Source organism: Enterocloster sp. HCN-30185, assembly GCF_037890305.1.
In the GTDB taxonomy this organism is placed as follows: domain Bacteria; phylum Bacillota; class Clostridia; order Lachnospirales; family Lachnospiraceae; genus Enterocloster.
The window spans coordinates 177327-198704 of sequence record NZ_JBBKBT010000002.1 but is presented as its reverse complement, the minus strand read 5'-3'; the positions used below and the strand labels follow the sequence as shown (position 1 = coordinate 198704).

The following is a 21378-nucleotide window of genomic DNA, read 5'->3' as shown; positions in this document are numbered from 1 at the left end:
CAAGGAGGAAAACAAATGAAAAACATGACCTGTCTTCTTTTAGCAGGAACCGCTGCACTGTCTCTTGCTGCCTGCGGCTCTGAGTCCGCGCCTTCCCAGACATCTGATGGGATTGTCACAAAAATCACCAAGCCTGTAGAGCTTCAGTTCTGGCATTCTATTTCCAATCCTGTCCATGCAGAGGTTTTAGATAAGCTGATCGCCCAGTTTAATGATACCGTCGGAAAGGAAAAGCAAATCACTGTAACCGCTACCTTTAACGGAAGCAGCTCCGACTTATATTCCAATGTAATCGCTGCCATTAAGGCAGAAACTGCCCCGGATGTAACTCTGGCTCTGCGCCCCTATGTGGCCGATTATCTTCAGACCGACCTAGTCGTAGATCTTACCCCCTACATCCAGGATGAAACTGTGGGAATGCCTGACTACGAAGATATATTTGAAGGTTTGAGAAATGGCGGAACCACCTATGCCAAGGAAGGAACGTATTCTCTTCCCATCCACTCCTACTCAGAAGTGCTTTATTACAACACCGCCTTTTTTGAGGAAAACGGCTTAACGGTTCCCGCCACCTGGGACGAGCTGATCGAAACCAGCAAAAAAATCCATGAGATCACCGGTGCTCCTGCCTTTGGCTGGGACAATCTGGCCGGAAGCTTTATGACCCTTGTAAAGCAGTACGGCGGACGGTATACAGATCCGGAAGGAAATATTTACTTTGCAGAAGAGGATTCTGAAACGGCTTTAAAGGTATTAAACCTCTGGAAGGAAAATGTAGGATCCGGTATCTGGAGGACTGCAGGTGAGGATATGTTTTTCTCCGGGCCCTTTGCAAACGAACAGATCCCCATGTATGTAGGAGACAGCGTAGAAGCCAGCTATATTCCTGCCAAAAATCCGGAACTTAAGTGGTCAACCGCTCCCATCCCACAGGTAAGCGATGATACGGCAGCCAACTTAAGCGCCGGTCATGTCATCACGGCCTTAAACCAGTCCGGAAATCCCGAAAAAGCCTATGCTTCCTATGAGCTGATCAAGTTTTTAACCTCCAAAGAAGCCAATCTGGCTGTGGTAACCGCAGGCACCGGCTATCTTCCCATCCGCCAGTCTGTGGCTGACAGCGAAGAATATAAAGCTTACGTTGCCGATGGACATGATTTTCTTACCGCCGCAGTAGAGCAGAATGACCGCTATTTCTACGAGCCGGCCTTTACCAACGATACCACTACCTCCAGTGCCGTTACCAGCGCCGTGCGTACTATGATGCAGGAGGTTGCAGAAAACGGTACAGACCCGCAGACTGCTCTGGACAATTTAAAACAGACCGTAGGACTGAATTGATTTTCCGTCCTTCTGTCAGAAAGACGAGGAACAAATTTATGGAGATTCTCTATCATCATATTCTTACTCCCTGCGGAGAACCGGCAGATATTATCATCTCAGCTCTGCAGAAATTCATCCGCAGGGGAAAAACGGAGGAAGCGGCCCGTGCTGCCTATGAGCTCTATCTGTCCGGCGAGGAGCTTCGCGACTATCTGTGGCAGAGGCTTTTAGTCATCAGCGCAGAGGACGTGGGGCTTGGACAGCCGGCTGCACCGTCGGTTGTGCTTTCTCTGTACCACGCCAGCCAAAAGCTTGGAGCAGACAGCATGGATTACCCTCTGTTTTTTGTCCATGCAGTCCGCTATCTGTGCAGCTGTCCCAAGGAACGGGGTTCCAGCACTCTGGCCAGTCTGACCAAGCGGCGGATCCGCGACCGCGTCCCCTTCCCCCTTCCGGACTATGTATTTGACATGCATACCATCGAAGGACAGAATCGTGGCCGCTCCTATGAACATTTTATCTCTCAGGCGGCTGTCGTTTTCCCGGAAGCCGTTTTAAATGACAGTACAGCTGGTCAGAATGACCGCTGGGAAGCAGAACTTACAGAAAGACGGAAAGGAGAGGAAGACATATGAACCGGACACTTGTCATTTCCATCGATGCATTGATCAGCGCTGATATCGAACGTTTAAAAAAACTTCCCAATCTGGGGCGTATCATGAAGCAGGCCTCCTGGGCAGAGGATATCCTGTGCTGCTACCCCACTCTTACCTATCCCTGCCATGTAACCATTTCCACCGGCTGCTGGCCGGATCGCCACGGTATCTGCAACAATGAAAAGTTCCAACCCCTGTCAAAAGACCGGCCGGAATGGTACTGGTTCAGAAAGGATATCAAAACGCCTACTCTCATTGACTATGCAAAAGCAGCCGGGCTGACCACTGCAGCCATTACCTGGCCTGTAATGGGTGATTGCGGGGCAGACTACAACATTGCGGAAATCTGGGCTCCCCATGAAGAGGATGACCCCACTCCTTACTTTGACTTAGCAGACAGCCCAAAGGCCAAAGAGATTTTTGAGCGCAACAAGCATATGCTCCGCTGGATGAAAACGCCCCAGATGGACGAATTTGCCGCCCAGTGTGCCGTAGATATTATAAAAGAATACCGGCCTGACCTTATGTTCCTGCATTTATCCTATGTGGATCATCAGCGTCACAAACTGGGGGTACGAAGCGAACAGCTGGATCATGCCTTTGCTTTTGTAGATGAACAGCTTGGCAGGGTATTTGACGCCCTGGATGAAACAGGAGGCCTTGAGAATACCAATATCGCCGTCCTTGGGGATCACGGCCAGCTCTACTGCGACCAGATGTTCCACTTAAATACCGTGCTGCGCGATATGGGCTTTCTGACAGAGGAAAACGGAACCGTGACCTCCTGGAAGATATATGCCGCCCAGTGCGCCTTCAGCGCACAGATCTACCGCCAGCCGGATGTAGACCCTAAACTGGTCTATGAAACCCTTTGTAAAATCCGCGACCAGTATCCCGGAAGTATTTCCCAGATTTTTACAAAAGAACAGGCGGCAGACCTGCATCTGACCGGAGAATTTGACTTTGTAGTAGAAGCCGGGGATCGGACAGCCTTTGATAAGACAGCCAATGCCACTGAGTACTTTACTTCTGTGGATGAAATCCGCGAATACAAGCTTTCTGTTTCTACCCACGGCCATCTGCCGGAAAAAGGGGACAAACCGCCCTTTATCTTAAGCGGCCCGGATGTAATCCCCGGAAAGGTGCAAAAGGGCGGATACCTGGTGGATGAAGCACCTACGCTCCTGCGTCTTTTAGGTATTACAGAAAACCATATGGACGGAACCCCGTTTACCTGGATGACAAGGCTGTAACAAGAAGGAGGGCCCTATGACACCACGCTTCATCTGTTTTGACCTTGACGGAACCCTTTATCTGGATTCCTGCGTATACCTGCGGATGATTGATCATTTTTTTCATGACACGCCTTACAGAGACTGGATTTTTCCGGTTCAGGAGCAGATGAAACAGGTACTCTCCGGCCAGAGTTCCTTACGATGCGGGCAGTTTGTTCCCAAGCAGAAGGCAGAACATCCAAAAACTCCTGAAGATCTTTTTGATGTACCGGGCACGGCAGCCCTTCTTCTGCCTGATCCCTCCCCCTGGCTGGATCGAACGCTTTATTCCTACATTTCCGACGGCTGGACCCTGGGTATGTATCTGGCCCGCAGAATCGGCTGGGAAGGAGAAGACTTCTGGAAGCGGTTCCGGCTGGTGCGGAACGATCTGATCGATCCATACTGGGGGCCTGTACCGAATCCGGCTCTTCCTGTCCTTCTTAAGGAATTAAAAAAGCAGGGAATCCATGTGGTTCTCTGCTCCAACGCCCAGGAGACTAACTGTATTGAGCTTTTAGATTACCTTGGCTTTGATGACTCCTGTTTTGAAGAGCTGTGCTTTGACGCAGACAAACCCCATACCTTTCCCCAGAGAATTGCACAGTGGGGCAGACAGTTTAATCTCTCTCCAAAGGAAATGCTTTTTATCGGTGACCAGGGCTATTTTGACCTGTATTCCGGCAAAACATGCGGCGCTTCAACCCTCCTTGTTTCTCCATGGAATGCAGCGGATGCAGAATTGTGGGATCACATGGTACAGACGCCAAAGGAAATGGAGGCATATTTACGGGAGCTTTGTCTGAAATAGGGGACTGTTTTTAAATCTGGTCCGTATTTCTCTTTCTGTACGGCAGATTTTACGGTATTCCTCTGCTCCAAGCCCCAGATCATGAACCGTTTCCTTCAGCTCCCCTTCATTGAGCCGAAGCCATGAGCCGTTTTTTGTACGCACGGCCTCCAAAAATAATTTTTCAAAAGACAGCGTGAACCCATCCGCTGTCTTTTCTGCTTTCAGCCCACGGATCACCATAAAATGCTCCCGGACAACCAGCCCCTCCGATCCCATGACCTGAAACACGCACCAGTTTTCTCCCTTGGGAAAAAGCATTCGGCCACCCGGCTGATCCAGTTTCCAGAAAATCTGCGGAGCATTTTGTTCAAAACAGTCGTTTTCCTCTTTCATACACATTAAAGGAAATGACAGATGCTCCCTTTCCCTTTTAATATCTGCCCCGTACCCCCAAAAACGGTCTGAATCCGTTCCATCTGTATCCCATAACTCATTTTTCCAGATTTCATATCCATGATACACGGTTCCTGTAGGAAATCCCTGTTCAGGATATACAAAGCGGCAGCTTCCTCTGCTTCCTCTCTTATCCGTATCCTCCTGAACCCGTCTGCGCTTTGTCAGTTCCCAGCGCCTTCCAAGGACACCATCCAGTTTCTCAAAAAGCCGCTCAGACCTGGCATCCCCCTGATCCAGCCTTATAAGTCCGCCAAACATAGCCAGCTCCACTGCATTCCCCTGATAATGCACTTTTTCCCCATTTCTTCGGAATACCCGCTCTGCCTGATCCAAAACCGTCTCATACGCCTCTGATGATGCCAGAAGCACAAACTTATCGCCTGCAATACGGAACAAATGATCTCCCTCTCTCATTTCTCCTTCTATTCTCTGCAGGCAATCCAGCACAAAACGCTCCCCTCCTTCTCCGCCAAATACGGTTTTCAGATAGCGGATTCCCGGCGCCTCCATATCAAAGCACACAATCCAGGTGTGCTCCCTGTGTTCCAGCATCTTTCTCATATCCTCCAGACAGAATCTCCGTCTGAATACGCCGCAGTCATCACAGAAAAAATCCTGTCTGGGAAAAAGCTGCCAAAACCGGCGTCTTTTTCTGAATCTGGCCGGTGTTTCCTGCCACATTTTCTTAAATGCTCTTGTAAATACCTCCTGGGATGCAAAGCCATATTCCAGGGCAATCTCGCAGACGCTTTGTGAGGTGGATAAGAGTTCCCCTGCTGCCTGAGTCAGCTTCCGTCTGGCTGCATACTCCATCATCCCATACTGGAATACTTTCTTAAAAAGAGCTTTTGTGTTGGATCTGGAATAATAGCAGGCTGACGCGATCTCCTCTGCCGAAAGAGATTCTCTTATATGCGCTTCTATATAATCAATTACATTTTTTAATCCCTGTTCTTCATTCATAGCTGCCCTCCGGGCTTTCATACAGGCTCCGCACCATCTCATCCAGCCCTGCTTTTTCCTTTCTGCAGACCTGTCGTCCAATCTGGTAAAAGTCTTCCAGCGGTTCATCCAGCATCTTCTTTCCGTGATCGATCAGAATCACCCGGCTGCAGATTTCATCTATATCCATCATATCATGGCTGGTCAAGAGAATAGTTGTCTGCTTCTCCCGGTTCAGCTCCTTTAAAAATTTCCGGATCCTGTCCTTCGCCACCACATCCAGTCCTACTGTGGGTTCATCTAAAAACAGCACTTCCGGATCATGGAGCAGAGACGCCGCCAGCTCTGCCCGCATCTTCTGCCCCAGGCTCAGGCTTCGCACCGGTTTTCTTAAGAATTCCTCCATTCCCAGCAGCTCTGTAAAGCATTCTACATTACGTTTATAGATTGACTCCGGGATTCGGTACATCTTTCGGTACAATTCAAAGGTATCCTCCATGGGAAGCTCCCAGTTTAACTGAGATCTCTGGCCGAAAACCACCCCCATGTGAAGGGCATTTTCCTTTCTCTCCTTCCAGGGAACACGGTCGCCGCACAGAACGCTTCCTCCATCAGGAACCAAAATCCCTCCAAGCATTTTAATCGTAGTGGATTTCCCTGCCCCGTTTGGCCCGATATATCCCACCATTTCCCCTTTTTGGATGGAAAATGAAATTCCATCCACTGCCCGTTTCTCTGTATAGGTTCTGTGGATCAGCGACCGAAGGGCTGCCCCTGCGCCTTTTGGACGCTCATACACCTTAAATGTTTTCTGCAGATTTTCAGCCTCAATATATGCCATTCTATTTTCCCCTCTTTCTGTTTTAATTATGAGCCTGCCCCGCTGTAGGCCCGCAGACCCAGCCGCCAGAACAGCCTGGAAAGCAAAAACACACCGCAGCCTACAAGGGGTGTCAGATACCGCAGAATTCCCGGACAGATCCCCTCCTGGCGGTCAATGAAATACTGTACGGGATAGTAATTGATAAATGCATATGGGAGCACAAAGGTCAGCAGCTCCCGGATCCCCCGGTGATAAACAGACAACGGATACTGGATAAATTCCGTCAGATTTTTATAGAGAAGGCGATACAAGCCCTCGCTCTCCCCAATCCAGAAGGCAGGAACCGCTGTAAATACAAAGCCCGCCGCCTGTATCAAAGATGCTCCCAAAAGATCCGCTGCCAGCCAGAACAGATGAACGGGCGTCAGGGCAATATCCAGCCGGATCAGGCAGATCACAAGCACAGCTCCGCCCATAAGATAATTGCTTGTATAGCCGGCGCTTACATGGGAAGCTGCCAGATATATCATCGGGTCAGCCGGCTTTGTCAGCACAAGATCCAGTTCTCCCTGGCGGATCAGCCGGTGCAGTTTTCCAAATGATCCCATAAAAAAGGTCGCTGCAACCGAGTAGGACAAAATATCAAAGGCATAAAGAAGAAGGATTTCTTCCCGGTTCCAGCCCCCGATCTGTCCGAACCGTTCCAAAAGGATCAGCACCATAATCATTCCCGTAGACCAGCCCATAATCTTTGCAAGCATCCGCATGGCATATTGTCCCCTGTGGGCCATCTGTGTCAGAAAACCATTTTTAAGAAACGCTCCGTATACTCCCATTTTCTCATCCTCCCTCTATCTCAAGCACCGTTCCGATCCGGTTCCAAAGCCATTTTTCAAGCACCGTTACCGCCAAAATCCAGATAAGCTCCAAAATGAGCAGCCTGATGCATTCTGCATGGGTATACCGGCCAAGCCAGATACAGACAGGTTCATAAACGGTCAGGCGAAAGGGAAGATAACCACAGAACTTCTCCAGCCACTGAGGATAAAACCACAAAGGAATGGACAGGCCGGAAAACAGCGTAAACAGGCTGTCTGTAATCATCCGGGTATAGGTTCCGTCCTTCATCCAGAACACCAGAAGTCCGGTGGTATACTGGATGCTGTAGCATAAAATCACGGCGAAAACCACAGCCAGACTACCAAAGCACATGGAAGAAACCGAAGGCAGAGGCAGATTCCAAAGACAGAAAGCAAAGGGAATCAGCACTAACCCTTCTGCCAGAAAGCGCAGTACATTCTCCCCTAGCTGATCAAAGAAAAAATACCATTTTAAGGAAATAGGGCGGATCAGATCTACTGCGATCATTCCGCTTTTTACCCGGTCTGCCAGCTCTCCGCTGATCCTGGTATCCGTGAGGATCAGAATCAGAAGGCTGATCAGAGTATAAGCTGCTGTCTCCGAAAAACCGTCTTTCAGGAGCGCCAGCCAGATACAGCCTTTGATATAGAGCCTCAGCATATCTCCCACCAGCCTGAGAGCCATCCCGGCCCGGTACTGGATCTGCCGTCTCCAGCCGAATTTTAAAAGAATACCGTACATATTGCCACCGCCTTCTGTTGATTGTGTGCAGAACCACATAAATGCGGAGTTTAGTATACTACGGGACAGGGATGGATTTCTTGATGTTTTGGACAAAAATCCCGGTCTAAAAAAATAAAAAGAGACGCCTGGGCTTCCCGGCATCTCCAAACGGTCAGATTACTTTATTTTCCAGATAACATTCCAACAGATACGAGGGATTTTCATAATACATACTGCTGTTGTAATCATCAATTTTACTGCTGATAAATGAATTATAGACCTTTATCAGGGCGTCAGTCACTTCTATCTTCTCGCACTCTGCCACAGACTTTATCAGTCTTTTATAAACCTTTCCAATATCCCAATGGGACGGAATGGCATATCCACAAGCTGCTACATTGTCAAAATTTCCCATTTTGATTCCTGCTTCTCTGATAAAATCATCACTCACACGCTCTATATTGTCACAGTGATAGACATCCGCCAGATCATAGATTTTCGCAAGGTTCTTTTTCCCTAATGCATTTACGGTATCTGCTCTTGTATTTTTCGTTTTTCTTGCAATATAATCAATCAGGCTGCATGTAAAAAACAGATCGTTATCCTTTGCCGACTCTCTGCCTGGATTTTCCATCATAAAACCTCCTCAAAACCTCTGTATTCGAGACATTTCAGCGCTTCTTTTGTGCAGAAGTTAATCTGATGCGTTGGGTACTTAAATTTTGCCAATATCCAAAACTGTTCTCTTGTAATGCTCCCATCCAGATAATCAGATATATAATTATAAATCTGATCATCTGCCATTGCCCCAATTACAATATCATATGCATGTTTCTTTCCGTTCCTGCAGTCAATAATAAAATCCACTTCCAAAATCCTTTGTGTTTTTTCCAATACGGATCTCCGGGATTTCAATCGGTGTGTAACCACCGTGATAAACTGTCATTTTTGCCATTTGATATCTGCCTCTCTATCTAAAGCTTCTCCGCTAACCTGTCTTAAGCTACAATATTAACTGCATTTTCTTTAATTTCAATAATTTTTTTCATCAGCGCGGTTCTTGTTTTGGCATCAAACAGCTTAACAAAGCTGATCGGCTTATCAAAAGGCGGCTTCATAAGCTCCTTAATGTCTTCCATATAACCGCTCTGCTCCATGTGATTTATAATCTTACGTACAAATGCAATCTGTTTCTGATTCAGTGATGCATCATCGATAAACGCGGAGAATGCCTCCATTGCCGCATCGTGATCAAGCTTTGCAATTTTTCTGATAAGAAGCCCAAAGGGTGTATCTCCATATTCCCGCTTATAATCCTCTTTACTTCCAAGCTCTTCTGTGAGCACACGCTCCAACGCCTCATAATCCCCTGCGGTCAGCGGGATATTATGTGTAAGCTTATGAATCACAATGGAATTGCCATGTTCATTTACATAGCGGTTTACCTTCTTTTTGTAATCCTCAAAATCATATGCAGGATCCAGCTGTTTCCCTTCTGTCGTATCAATCACAGGATCTGTGAGATTTGTAATAATCCGTTTTTTCGGTTCTGCATCATCAACGAGGAATTTCATTAAATCACGAAGTTCTCTCCTTGTTTTCTCAAAAACCAAAATATCATTCGCTTCCCAATAGGAGTCTGTATTAACTTCCCTGATAATTGAAAGTTTGGCTTTAATTTGAGGAATGGTTATCTTTTTTTCAAATGATGCTGCAATCTCACATAGCTGTTTTCTGGCATATTTGAAAGACGGCATCGCTTCCAAACATGCAATCATCATTCCATATATAAAATTATCAAAACGCTTTGCATATTCATCCGGGTCATTCATATACACCAATGGTGCAATATGGTCAATCAACTCTCCCTTTGCCCCTTCACTTATATAGGTAAAGCTTCCCAGCTTACGATATTTCTCTACATATTCACGCCTGAGCCGCACAGATACAAGCTCTGTGTTAAGGGCCAGAACCTGGGCATTGCATTCTGTTACCAGCTCCTTTCTCCACTCCTGGTAACACTCCTCTGCAAATGTGCTTTCCTGCATGGCAGCAGCCAGCCGCACTTTTTTTCCAAATATATTTTCTGAAAGCGATTTTGTATCATTTCCTTCCATTCCATTCGGCTTCTGTCTGAAATATTCAAAATTTCCGCAATAATCAAAAATTATGAAATATTTCTTTCCGGTATATTCACCGTTTATACCATCGACACAATTTAAGTAAGGCGCTAATCGGGTGCCGCGGCCAATCATCTGCCAGAACTTTGTTTTTGAGCGGATCTTCTTAAAAAATACAAGATTTACACACTCCGGAACATCAATACCCGTATCCATCATATCAACCGACACGGCAATTCTCGGCTCCTTATCCGGCTGTTTAAAATCATCTATGATGGTTTGCGCATAGGCATCATCACAGATAACCCGCTGTGCAAATGTTCCTTTATGCTGAGGATATAATTGATTAAACCGTTCCAAGATAAATTCTGCATGTTTTTTATTTTGAGCAAAAATAATCGTTTTTCCAATGAGATCTCCGCCCTGAACCTTAATGCCCCGCTCCATTAAATCCTGCAGTACCATATCTACCGTATTTTCATTAAAGACAAACTGATTCAGTTCGGCAGAAGGAATAAAGTCCGGAATATATCCGTCCTCAGCAAAGTCGTCCTCATATCTTTCCTTATCCTCTTTTGATAAATCATCATACGTAATTCCCTCTTCCAGAAATTTTGTTTTGACCTCATAGTTATAATACGGAACAAGCACATGATCCTCATTTACAGCCGTTTCATAATCGTATGCATACGTGGGGACGCCATCCTCCATTTCAAAAAAGTCATATGTATTCCTGTCTACATCTGTCCTTGGAGTCGCCGTAAGCCCTACTAAATATGCGTCAAAATATTCAAAAATAGCCCTGTATTTCTTAAAAATCGACCTGTGACTTTCATCAACAATAATCAGATCAAAATGCGTGGGCGTAAATAGCGGAAGCCCATCCTTTGTCTTACATTCATCAATGGCATTCAGCATGGTCGGATAAGTAGAAAATACAATCCTGGCTGTTTTATCATCCTTACTTGAACACAGATTACAAAGAGACATATCGGGAAGATAGTTTTTAAAATCATCCTTTGCCTGTTTCACCAAAGCAGTTCTGTCTGCCAGAAATAAAACATTTGTCACATATCCGCCCCGGCTTAATACATCCGTCAGACTGGAGGCGGTTCTTGTTTTTCCGGTGCCAGTTGCCATGACAAGGAGATTTTTCCGGAATCCCTGCTCAATATGACCGCATACTGCCCGGATTGCTTCTTTTTGATAATATCTGTCTGTAATTTTATCATTAATCGGAATCTCGTTTAATGGCTTTCTTTCCGTTCTGCGGTTCATAAGGCGCTGAAGATCCTCTTTTCCAAACACCTCACTCACCCGTCTCTGCGGACTCGTCTGATCATCCCAAAAATAGGTCTCAAATCCATTTGTGGTAAACATCATGGGTCTCCGGCCAAATTTTCTCTGTAAGCAATCCGCATACAACATCGCCTGTTTTCGTCCAATATTCGGGTCTTTGCTGGTCCGTTTTGCTTCAATCACAGCCAATGGCAAACCGTCTTTTCCAAACAGCACATAATCAACGTATCCCTTTTGCCCAAGGACTCCTGCCATACCATCCACTTCATACTCTTCCCATACATCGGCATCACTTCCATCAAATTTCCATCCTAACTGTTTCAAATCAACATCTATGAATCTCTTTCTGGTTAAAAATTCGGAAATATCCTCCGGTTCAAAGCTTCGGCTCTGCTGATTCTGTTCCTTGGAAGCAGTGAACTGTTCTGACATAGATGCAATTTTCTTGCGAAGCTTCTCTATTTCTGCATCTTTTTCCCCAAGAAGACTCTCCTGCTCTTTTATCTTCCTGGCATCAACAATCACCCTTTCTCTTGGAATCTCTTCCTCTCTGAAATACCGTTCTTCATAGTTAAGCCCATAGCAGTAATCCACCCATTCAATAAACTCAAATAAGCTACGCAGCGACATAAGGGCATCACCGGCACTGACACTGCGTTCTGTATGTACTGCAAGATTACCTAATTTTACAATAAATGGAAGCTTACCCCAGGTATGATAATCGACCGAAAACCGAAAGCTGGGCTCATGGATCAGTGACTGCAGATTATCCTTATACGGCATCTGCATAGAATCGTCCGCAGAATACACCCATTTCACAGCTAATTCCAACGCTTTTCTGCTCCCAACAGCTGACATGGCCGGAGAAGTCGCATAAACCTTTTCTGCTTCTATCGCAGCGTTTGCAAATAATATATATTCTTTTTGGTTCTTTAAAAATTCAAAATTTGCCATTTTTTATGTTCCTCCTTGTAATTTCTGTCTATTTTGTTGAGATTGCTTCTCAAAAAAGCATTGTTTGAGCAATATATGGGTTGTTTTTAGGAATTGGATTTCCTTAAATTTTGATTTGTTGGTCTGGGTGACAAAGGCGGCGAACCGCTCCTGAATCTCCATAGGTGGAACTGGCACAACCAAATTAAGAATATCTTTATTTGAAATATTAGCCTGTCGAACACCTCTACTAATACCTGTGAGTCTTTTCTTAATTTGCGTAAACTTAAGTAATTGCGACAAATAATATTTATCTATTCCTTCCATTATTTCGAGTTTTGCATTCCGCTGATTAAGATAATACTTTCCATAATCATTGCCTAAGATGCATATGTTACCATAATCATCTTTTCCAACAGTGCCTGTTAAAGACATAACCAGCTCCCCTGGATATACAATGTATCTTTCGAGGCTTTCATCTTCGTGCCAATAAACTAGATTAACAGGTCTAAAAAATCCCGCATTTATATTTCCAATTCTAAGAACAGGAATACCTCTTTCCTCATCAAATTGATCGCTCTTAAAAGCATATCCTCCAACCACATTTACTTTTTCAGATAAAGCACACTCTTTCCAGCCTTTCGAGTTCACATCAGGATCCCCAAACAATTCGATAAATCGGGATTCGATAAGATTCTCTAAATACTGTAACTCTTTTTCCCGCCAATCAATTACTCTCTCCAATTTAGAAAGTATCTTTGCGATTCTGTTTTGTTCTTCTATAGTTGGAAGATTCAACTCCAGTTTATTAAGTTCCTTTGCTGAAAGATGCTTTACAGTAACAAAGGCGGTTTTTCTTTCAATGTCCTTTAATGACTTTGTCATTGCAAAGCGAAGGTATTCTTCATTAGTTCCTTCCCTTGCAACAAGTTTACATACTCGTTGATTCAATAGAGCCTTCTGACTTTTCCAATGTGCTATATTAAATTCTCCATCCATCCCAACAAGTAAATCACCTACATGTACTATATATTTTTCTGGATATTCTCCAGCATAGAATGTCTCTGAAAATCCACGCTTAATATCCCTGATTCTAACTAACGGCATATATGAATTATCTTCTGTAAAACATTTTGAATCAAAAGCATAACCATATTGAATATCACAAACATCTGTTAATTTTACCATCTACCGCATCCCTCCACAAATCTGAAGAGCTCAAAATTTGTATCAGGCTATAAACCTTCTATGAGATGATTTTACATTACTTTGATTCACCATTGCATACTGCATTGTTGTATCAATTTGCTGATGACCTAATAATTTCTGAACCTGTTCTATCGGCATTCCTTTATCTATGGCTCTGGTAGCCATAGTTCTTCTGAATTTATGAGGGTGTATTCGTTCCAAATTCAAGCTTCTTCCCAACATTCTCAGGCGAATTTCTACTCCGCTAATCTGTAATCTTTTATTAGGACTATTCAATGTTACAAATAATGCCGGGTTATCATCATGTCTTTGTTCCAGATAATCCTGTAAGTGTAATTTCGCTCTTGCATCAAAATATACTCTCCGTTCCTTGTCACCTTTTCCATAGACTACGCATTCACGTTCATTAAAATCAATATCTGCAATATCCAGATTTACAAGTTCCCCTACTCGCATTCCCGTTGAAAACAATAAATCTATAATAGCTAAGTCCCTTTTTTCTTCACAGTGATCCCTCAATATTTCTATGCTCTCATCAGAAATAACCTCTTTAACAATCGTTTTTGTCTTTATCTTATGAATTCGCTTTATTGGACTTTTTAAAATATGATCTTCTTCCTCAAGCCACGAAAAGAAACTTGATAAATTCCGTCTCACATTATCCAATGTAACTTTACTACAGTTATTAATCTTCTGATATTCTATCAAATATTTACGTATATCTTCTGTATTCATCTGGCGAAGCGGAATATCCAGTTGTTTCAGCAAATGTTCGGCTGTCATTCGATAATACTGTATCGTTCTCCTAGAACATCCCTCAATCTGCTTTGCTGTTAAAAACATTTCTAAATATTGTGTATTAGAAGGACTGTCTTCCTGCTTGTTCACCCCATCTAAGTGAAGAATCAACACCTGTTGAAGCTTCTTCATCTGTTTTACGCTAAGAAAATCTATCATTTCATCTAAAATTGCACTAATCTGCCCACTCATTTTTTCAGGCTCCTCTTTTTTCAAAAAGTATACCAAATTTAATGAAAAAGTGCTTATTTTAGTGTGAATTACACCCGATTTTTAACCAAAATACTTTTGCATCAGACTATCAAACAATAACTGAGCCTCATCTAAGGATTTCTGTACAGCAGATTTTGATTTGTTGGTCTGGGTGACAAAGGCGGCGAACCGCTCCTGAATCTCCATAGGTGGAACTGGCACAACCAAATTAAGAATATCTTTATTTGAAATATTAGCCTGTCGAACACCTCTACTAATACCTGTGAGTCTTTTCTTAATTTGCGTAAACTTAAGTAATTGCGACAAATAATATTTATCTATTCCTTCCATTATTTCGAGTTTTGCATTCCGTTGATTAAGATAATACTTTCCATAATCATTGCCTAAGATGCATATGTTACCATAATCATCTTTTCCAACAGTGCCTGTTAAAGACATAACCAGCTCCCCTGGATATACAATGTATCTTTCGAGGCTTTCATCTTCGTGCCAATAAACTAGATTAACAGGTCTAAAAAATCCCGCATTTATATTTCCAATTCTAAGAACAGGAATACCTCTTTCCTCATCAAATTGATCGCTCTTAAAAGCATATCCTCCAACCACATTTACTTTTTCAGATAAAGCACACTCTTTCCAGCCTTTCGAGTTCACATCAGGATCCCCAAACAATTCGATAAATCGGGATTTGATAAGGTCATCGAATTTTAAAAGTTCTTGTCTCCTCAGATGTATAATTTTATTGATCTTTTCAAGATGGGTTGCGACCTCAATTTGTCTATCGTAATCCGGAACATTAATTTCTATATTTGACACAATTTGTTTTGAAATTTCCTTAAATGTAGCTCCTCGACCTAATGATTGCAAAAAAGCTGTATTCCCCTTCAAAAACCAATACAAATATTTATTATTAATTTTATTTTTGCAAATTAAATTTTTGAATCCCTGATTACAATACATTTCACAACCTGCAATTGCAACCTTCCCAATAGGTGCTCTTGAAGAAAGAATCACTGTGCCTTCCGGAAACAAAGACAGATTTGTTTCTTTTACAGCTAAAGATGTTATCTTACGTACAGTGTCTGTAATAATATAAGAATCCTCATTAATTTCAGCTGGTGTAATCCATTTCAAATCTCCATCCCAATAATCTTTATTTTCTGTTTTGGGTGTACTACCTGAAACTATCTCACAAATATCTCCAATTTTATATTTTTCCACTTCCTCATCCCTCTACAAATCTGAATTTACAAACCATCCTGTATCCATTTCCCTGCCTACAAAAGCAGTTTCTCCAACTCAGCCATTTCCTCAGCTATTTCTTTTTCCATTCTCCTCAATTCAGCCATAATTTCATGAGTTGGCGGATAATTTACTTGTACATATTCAATTTTCTTATATTTATTGATTGATAAGTCATAATCATTATCCACGATTTCCTGTTTTGGAACAAAAAAGCTCTGCTCTGTTCTTTCCCTGCTGACCTCTTTTTCCAGATTATGGAATCTCTCAATAATATCAGGAATGTCATTGTCCTGGATCTCACTTCTCTTATCATCCAAGCTGTATCCGTCTGCTTTCATGTCATAAAACCAGACATTCTCTGTTCCGCCAGCTCCTGTCTTTGTAAATACAAGCACTGCTGTTGAAACTCCCGCATACGGTTTGAAAACACCGGAAGGCATGGATATAACTGCCTGAAGCTGGTGGTTTTCAATGATTTCTTTTCTTATGGACTTATGAGCATTACTGCTGCCAAACAATACGCCATCTGGTACAATACAGGCACATCTTCCGCCCTTTTTCAGCAAACGGAGAAATAACGCCAAAAACAGCAGCTCTGTCTTCTTGGTATTTGTAACCGCTTTTAAATTATCATTGATGCTTTCTGCATCTATGGTTCCCTTAAAGGGAGGATTTGCCAGACATACCGTATACTTGGAGCTGATATCATTCTGTTTTGAAACACTGTCCTTATAATCCACATCCGGATTACTGATCGAATGCAGCATCAGGTTCATTGCAGATATTCTCAGCATCGTTCGGTCTGTATCAAATCCGGAAAACATGGTGCTGGCATAGGCATCCCACTGGTCACTGGTCATTGTATCCTCGTAATGTTCTCTGATATATTCCGCAGCAGATACCAGAAAACCAGCTGTTCCGCAAGCCGGATCACAAATGATATCATCCGGAGTCGGTGCAATTAATTCAACCATCATTTTTCTAATATGCTTTGGTGTCCGAAACTGCCCGTTACGCCCTGCAGTTGCCAATTTTCCCAGCATATATTCATATAAATCCCCCTGCATATCCCTGTCTGCAATATCATGTGTATACAGATCTTCCAAGCCTGTAACGATCTTCTGCAGCACCTGTGGAGTTGGAATAAGAAACATTGCATCCTCCATATATCTGGAAAATGCTGTATTTACGCTGTTAAAATCTGCGCTCATTTCATCTATTTCAATTAGCTCACCTACTGCATTAAAATCCGGTAATTTTCCATTTTTTATTTTCTTTACTGCCGGAAATACCCTTTGAGATACGATATCAAAAATATCTCTTGGATCTTTATCCTTAAATTTACTCCAGCGCATAGACTGCCCTGACTCTGTCTGTGGAAAAATATAATCTCCAGACTCTCCCATCATATTGGCAAATTCCTCATTTTCCAACTCTTTTTCATCCAGAGATCGAATAAACATCAAATATGTAAGCTGTTCAATTACAGTAATCGGATTTGTAATTCCTCCTGCTGCTATATCATCCCAGATTTTATCTACTTTATTTTTTATTGCTCCTGTTACCATTCCTTTTCTCCATTCTGCTTTTTATCTCGCTTATAGCATACAATTATACCATGCCCTAACCGCAAAATCCATATATACCCACGCAAAAAGACAGCCCCCCAGGATTCCAAAAACCACTCCCAGGTGCCGTCTTTTCACTCAATTTCTATCTTCCTATATTCACTTCTCTATCAGATCTTAAAATACTTCACACCAGACTCAAAGATCTTCATATCCTGTTCGCCGTAGATATTGACCGCTACTGCCTCGCCCCGTCTCTCAGAGTGGGCCATCTTGCCGAGGATACGGCCGTCCGGGCTGGTGATGCCCTCGATTGCCATGTAGGAACCGTTTGGATTCCAGTATTCGTCCATGGTTACATTTCCCTTGTCGTCCACATACTGGGTGGCAACCTGCCCGTTTGCGATCAGGCGGTGAAGCCATGCGTCATTTGCTACAAAACGTCCCTCGCCGTGGGAAGCAGGATTGCAGTACACGCCGCCAAGTTCGGCTCCTGCCAGCCATGGGGATTTGTTGGTAACTACCTTTGTGTAAACCATCTTGGAAATGTGGCGTCCGATGGTATTCATAGCCAGCGTAGGAGAATCTGCCTTCTGCTCCGTGATGGTTCCCTCCGGTACAAGACCCAGCTTAATGAGCGCCTGGAAGCCGTTGCAGATACCCAGCATCAGGCCGTCCCTCTCGTTTAAAAGCTTCTCAACCTCTTCCTTGATTACTGCATTGCGGAATACGGTCGCAAAGAATTTAGCAGAGCCCTCCGGTTCATCACCTGCGGAAAATCCGCCAGGGAACATGACGATCTGAGCCTTTGCAATTTCCTTCTTATACTCCTCTACAGACTGACGGATATCCTCCGGGCTCAGGTTCTTGAATACTCTTGTCACAACCTTTGCACCGGCCCGTTCAAAGGCCTTTGTGCTGTCATATTCGCAGTTGGTGCCTGGAAATACGGGGATAAATACGGTTGGCTGTCCGATCTTGTGGTCACAGATATACACTGCGTCTGTATGGTAGAGCTTTTCTTCTACTCTGGCCTCTTCGCCTGTCTTTTCCTTTCCTGTTACCGTCGGGAATACCGCCTCTAACGTACCTGTCCAGGCCTTTAATGCCTCGTCCATGGAAATATGTACGTTTCCGTACTCAAATACGCCCTGGTCTGTCACTTCACCGATCACGGTATATGGAATGGACAGCTCTCCCATCTTGCCCTCTGCTACCTCGCAGACAATATCGCCCCATGCAGCGGCAAAGAAATCTCTTGGGTCTACATTGTGCTCGATCTTTACGCCAAGTTTATTTCCAAAGGCCATCTTGCTCACTGCCTCAGCAGCTCCATGGCCCTCCACTGCGTAGGCAGACAGAATTTTTCCAGCCTTAATGTCCTCAAAAATCTTGTGGTAACCTTCCATGATCTGACCGTAATCCGGCAGATCATACTGGTCTCTTGGCGCCTTAAATACCACAATCCGGCTTCCGGCCTTCTTAAACTCCGGTGTAATGATATTTTTGCTGCTGTTTACATCGACTGCAAAGGAAACCAGCGTAGGCGGAACATTGATTTCACCTGTTTCATCGTCAAAGGTTCCTGACATACTGTCCTTTCCTCCGATGGAAGGAAGTCCAAAGCCCATCTGTGCGCTGTATGCGCCAAGGAGGGCCGCAAAAGGCTGACTCCATCTGGATGGTTCCTCACTCATCCGGCGGAAATACTCCTGGAAGGTAAAGCGGATCTTTCTGTAATCGCCGCCTGCTGCCACGATCTTTGCAACAGAGGACACAACTGCATATACGGCTCCGTGATAGGGGCTCCAGCTGGACAGGTAGGGGTCAAAGCCGTAGCTCATCATGGTTACCGTATCCGTATGTCCCTTTAATACCGGAAGCTTGGCTACCATGGCCTGAGTTTCGGTAAGCTGATATTTACCTCCATAAGGCATAAATACAGATCCAGCACCGATGGAACCGTCAAACCGCTCTACCAGGCCCTTCTGAGAGCATACATTCAGGCCGGAAAGCATCGTAAGCCATTCCTTCTTAACATCTCCTACCTCTCTGCGCTCAAAGAGGCTTCCCTCACGACCCGGAACCTCCAGGGTAACATCTGCCTCCTGATGTGCTCCATTTGTATCAAGGAAGGCACGGCTGATATCTACAATGGTTTTTCCACGCCAGTTCATCACAAGTCTTGGACTTTCCGTTACTGTAGCTACGGTTACAGCCTCCAGATTTTCCTCTGCCGCATATGCCAGAAACTGCTCCACATCCTTCGGATCTACCACTACTGCCATACGCTCCTGGGACTCGGAAATGGCAATCTCTGTGCCGTCCAAGCCGGCATATTTCTTAGGAACACGATCCAGATCAATCTGAAGGCCCGCTGCCAGCTCACCGATGGCAACGGATACGCCGCCAGCTCCGAAATCATTGCATTTCTTGATCATGGAGCTGACCTCCGGGCGGCGGAACATTCTCTGGATCTTCCGCTCTGTGGGAGCATTTCCCTTCTGTACCTCAGCGCCGCAGACCTCGATGGAGGCGGTTGTGTGAACCTTGGAGGAACCCGTTGCACCGCCGATGCCGTCACGGCCGGTTCTTCCTCCTAACAGGATAATAATATCTCCCGGATCAGAATTTTCGCGGATCACATATTTTCTGGGGGCAGCGCCCATAACAGCGCCGATCTCCATACGCTTTGCCACATAGCCTGGATGGTACAATTCCTTTACATAACCGGTTGCAAGTCCGATCTGATTGCCGTAGGAGGAATATCCCTGGGCCGCGCTGTTTACGATTTTTCTCTGAGGCAGTTTTCCCTTTAAGGTCTCATTTAATGGCCTGGTGGGATCGGCTGCTCCGGTTACGCGCATGGCCTGATATACATAGGTACGTCCAGACAGCGGATCGCGGATTGCTCCTCCCAGACAGGTAGCAGCGCCGCCAAAGGGTTCGATTTCTGTGGGGTGGTTGTGAGTTTCATTTTTAAAATTCACCAGCCACTCTTCCGTTACGCCATCGATTTCAACGGGAACCACGATGCTGCAGGCATTAATCTCGTCGGAGATCTCCATATCCTCCAGCTTTCCCTCGCTTCTTAACTTCTTCATGGCCATCAGCGCAAGATCCATCAGGCAGACATACTTGTCATCTCTTCCTTTATAAATTACCTCTCTGTCTGCCAGATACTGATGATACGTATCCTCGATTGGTTTTCTATACTCTCCCTCTGTAAAGGTCACATTTTTAAGCTCTGTAGAAAATGTGGTATGACGGCAGTGGTCGGACCAGTAGGTGTCCAGCACACGGATCTCTGTCACGGTAGGATCTCTGTGCTCTTCCTCTGCGTAATACTTCTGGATATGAAGAAAATCCTTAAAGGTCATGGCCAGATTCAGTGTACCGTAAAGTTCCTTCAAATCCTCTTTGGATGCATGGGCAAAGCCATCAAAGCTCTTAATATCCTCCGGCACCTCAAATTCAGTCACCAGGGTCTTCGGCTTGGTTTCCTCAGCCTGACGGCTGTCCACCGGATTGATACAGAAATGGCGGATTGCCTCCTCCTGTGCCTGGGTCAAAGGCGCAGTGATCACATAAGTTGTAGCAGTGCGGATCACCGGCTCCTCATCTTCCTTTAGCAGCTTTACACACTGCTCTGCGGAATCGGCTCTCTGATCGAACTGACCCGGCAGGTATTCTACGGAAAATACGAGATCGCCGGGATTTTTCGGAAACTCCTCCTCGTATACCTCATCTACCGGAGGCTCTGAAAAAATCGTCACAAGAGCCTTTTTATAGGTTTCCTCTGACAGATTTTCAATATCATAGCGGATCAGAACCCGCACATTTTTTACCCCTTTTATATCCAGATAGCTTTCCAGTTCTTCTCTCAGCTCACCAGCCTTTACCGCATAGTCTGGCTTCTTCTCTACGAAAATTCGTCTTACGCTCATTTAAAAACCTCCTGTGGTTCGCCATACCTGCACTCTGTAAAATCAGAATACAGAATCATACATTACCATTGATCTACCTATATCATAACACAGGTGGTATAAATTAGTAAAGTTAATATATTTAATTACTGTTATTTTTTATACTTATAAATATTCCGCTGCTTTCCAACATATCAGAAGTCTTCGTGCCGAATT

At 44.4% G+C, this 21378-nt stretch carries 15 protein-coding genes and 1 pseudogene; 4 read left to right on the top strand and 12 right to left on the bottom strand.

Annotation, left to right across the window (positions count from 1 at the left end):
• Nucleotides 1–15 precede the first annotated feature (15 nt).
• Genes WKT10_RS03200 through WKT10_RS03185 form a run of 4 tightly spaced genes read left to right on the top strand, consistent with a single transcriptional unit; the run spans nucleotide 16 to nucleotide 4064 of the window.
• Nucleotides 16–1341: an extracellular solute-binding protein gene (locus tag WKT10_RS03200; protein ID WP_242962985.1), complete on the top strand. Its 1326-nt coding sequence runs from the start codon at nucleotides 16–18 to the stop codon at nucleotides 1339–1341.
• A gap of 38 nt (nucleotides 1342–1379) precedes the next feature.
• The gene (locus tag WKT10_RS03195; protein ID WP_066547616.1) at nucleotides 1380–1958 is read left to right on the top strand and encodes an AAA family ATPase; all 579 of its coding nucleotides are present in this window, start codon (nucleotides 1380–1382) and stop codon (nucleotides 1956–1958) included.
• Nucleotides 1955–3232: an alkaline phosphatase family protein gene (locus WKT10_RS03190; RefSeq protein WP_066547614.1), complete on the top strand. Its 1278-nt coding sequence runs from the start codon at nucleotides 1955–1957 to the stop codon at nucleotides 3230–3232. The genes WKT10_RS03195 and WKT10_RS03190 overlap by 4 nt, the downstream gene beginning before the upstream one ends.
• A gap of 16 nt (nucleotides 3233–3248) precedes the next feature.
• Nucleotides 3249–4064 (top strand): HAD family hydrolase, encoded by an 816-nt coding sequence (locus tag WKT10_RS03185; RefSeq protein ID WP_340275415.1) that lies wholly within the window; start codon nucleotides 3249–3251, stop codon nucleotides 4062–4064.
• Here the strand turns inward: WKT10_RS03185 and WKT10_RS03180 are convergent.
• The 12 genes and pseudogenes from WKT10_RS03180 to WKT10_RS03125 all read right to left on the bottom strand — a co-directional run bounded on the left by WKT10_RS03180 (nucleotide 4041) and on the right by WKT10_RS03125 (nucleotide 21183).
• On the bottom strand, nucleotides 4041–5465 hold the full coding sequence (locus tag WKT10_RS03180; protein WP_340275413.1) for a helix-turn-helix domain-containing protein: 1425 nt from the start codon (nucleotides 5463–5465) through the stop codon (nucleotides 4041–4043). The two genes, WKT10_RS03185 and WKT10_RS03180, sit on opposite strands and share 24 nt — an antisense overlap.
• Complete coding sequence (locus WKT10_RS03175) at nucleotides 5458–6285, bottom strand: ABC transporter ATP-binding protein (protein WP_337433832.1); 828 nt, start codon at nucleotides 6283–6285, stop codon at nucleotides 5458–5460. The genes WKT10_RS03180 and WKT10_RS03175 overlap by 8 nt, the downstream gene beginning before the upstream one ends.
• A gap of 26 nt (nucleotides 6286–6311) precedes the next feature.
• On the bottom strand, nucleotides 6312–7103 hold the full coding sequence (locus tag WKT10_RS03170; protein WP_337433833.1) for an ABC transporter permease: 792 nt from the start codon (nucleotides 7101–7103) through the stop codon (nucleotides 6312–6314).
• A 4-nt stretch (nucleotides 7104–7107) separates the two neighbouring features.
• Nucleotides 7108–7869 (bottom strand): ABC transporter permease, encoded by a 762-nt coding sequence (locus WKT10_RS03165; RefSeq protein WP_337433834.1) that lies wholly within the window; start codon nucleotides 7867–7869, stop codon nucleotides 7108–7110.
• Between the two features lie 154 nt (nucleotides 7870–8023).
• Entirely contained in the window at nucleotides 8024–8488 is a 465-nt protein-coding gene (locus tag WKT10_RS03160; protein WP_066547605.1) for a hypothetical protein, read from the bottom strand.
• A pseudogene (locus WKT10_RS03155) lies at nucleotides 8485–8806 on the bottom strand (DUF3990 domain-containing protein). Before WKT10_RS03155 ends, WKT10_RS03160 begins: the two are co-directional and overlap by 4 nt.
• Nucleotides 8807–8849: 43 nt before the next feature.
• Complete coding sequence (locus WKT10_RS03150; RefSeq protein ID WP_340275410.1) at nucleotides 8850–12224, bottom strand: DEAD/DEAH box helicase family protein; 3375 nt, start codon at nucleotides 12222–12224, stop codon at nucleotides 8850–8852.
• Nucleotides 12225–12227: 3 nt separating this feature from the next.
• Entirely contained in the window at nucleotides 12228–13391 is a 1164-nt protein-coding gene (locus WKT10_RS03145; RefSeq protein WP_340275408.1) for a restriction endonuclease subunit S, read from the bottom strand.
• 42 nt (nucleotides 13392–13433) lie between these two features.
• Entirely contained in the window at nucleotides 13434–14402 is a 969-nt protein-coding gene (gene xerA / locus WKT10_RS03140; protein ID WP_337933214.1) for a site-specific tyrosine recombinase/integron integrase, read from the bottom strand.
• 81 nt (nucleotides 14403–14483) lie between these two features.
• Nucleotides 14484–15644, bottom strand: coding sequence for a restriction endonuclease subunit S (locus WKT10_RS03135; protein ID WP_340275404.1), 1161 nt, complete (start codon nucleotides 15642–15644; stop codon nucleotides 14484–14486).
• A gap of 56 nt (nucleotides 15645–15700) precedes the next feature.
• The gene (locus WKT10_RS03130; protein WP_340275402.1) at nucleotides 15701–17236 is read right to left on the bottom strand and encodes a class I SAM-dependent DNA methyltransferase; all 1536 of its coding nucleotides are present in this window, start codon (nucleotides 17234–17236) and stop codon (nucleotides 15701–15703) included.
• 170 nt (nucleotides 17237–17406) lie between these two features.
• Nucleotides 17407–21183, bottom strand: a complete 3777-nt coding sequence (locus tag WKT10_RS03125; protein ID WP_066547585.1) for a phosphoribosylformylglycinamidine synthase — start codon at nucleotides 21181–21183, stop codon at nucleotides 17407–17409.
• Nucleotides 21184–21378: the final 195 nt, after the last annotated feature.

Bases quoted from the DNA above. Each gene is read 5' to 3' on its own strand.
- WKT10_RS03200 (WP_242962985.1), top strand. From the start codon at position 16: ATGAAAAACATGACCTGTCTTCTTTTAGCAGGAACCGCTGCACTGTCT.
- WKT10_RS03195 (WP_066547616.1), top strand. From the start codon at position 1,380: ATGGAGATTCTCTATCATCATATTCTTACTCCCTGCGGAGAACCGGCA.
- WKT10_RS03190 (WP_066547614.1), top strand. From the start codon at position 1,955: ATGAACCGGACACTTGTCATTTCCATCGATGCATTGATCAGCGCTGAT.
- WKT10_RS03185 (WP_340275415.1), top strand. From the start codon at position 3,249: ATGACACCACGCTTCATCTGTTTTGACCTTGACGGAACCCTTTATCTG.
- WKT10_RS03180 (WP_340275413.1), bottom strand. From the start codon at position 5,465: ATGAATGAAGAACAGGGATTAAAAAATGTAATTGATTATATAGAAGCG.
- WKT10_RS03175 (WP_337433832.1), bottom strand. From the start codon at position 6,285: ATGGCATATATTGAGGCTGAAAATCTGCAGAAAACATTTAAGGTGTAT.
- WKT10_RS03170 (WP_337433833.1), bottom strand. From the start codon at position 7,103: ATGGGAGTATACGGAGCGTTTCTTAAAAATGGTTTTCTGACACAGATG.
- WKT10_RS03165 (WP_337433834.1), bottom strand. From the start codon at position 7,869: ATGTACGGTATTCTTTTAAAATTCGGCTGGAGACGGCAGATCCAGTAC.
- WKT10_RS03160 (WP_066547605.1), bottom strand. From the start codon at position 8,488: ATGATGGAAAATCCAGGCAGAGAGTCGGCAAAGGATAACGATCTGTTT.
- WKT10_RS03150 (WP_340275410.1), bottom strand. From the start codon at position 12,224: ATGGCAAATTTTGAATTTTTAAAGAACCAAAAAGAATATATATTATTT.
- WKT10_RS03145 (WP_340275408.1), bottom strand. From the start codon at position 13,391: ATGGTAAAATTAACAGATGTTTGTGATATTCAATATGGTTATGCTTTT.
- xerA (WP_337933214.1), bottom strand. From the start codon at position 14,402: ATGAGTGGGCAGATTAGTGCAATTTTAGATGAAATGATAGATTTTCTT.
- WKT10_RS03130 (WP_340275402.1), bottom strand. From the start codon at position 17,236: ATGGTAACAGGAGCAATAAAAAATAAAGTAGATAAAATCTGGGATGAT.
- WKT10_RS03125 (WP_066547585.1), bottom strand. From the start codon at position 21,183: ATGAGCGTAAGACGAATTTTCGTAGAGAAGAAGCCAGACTATGCGGTA.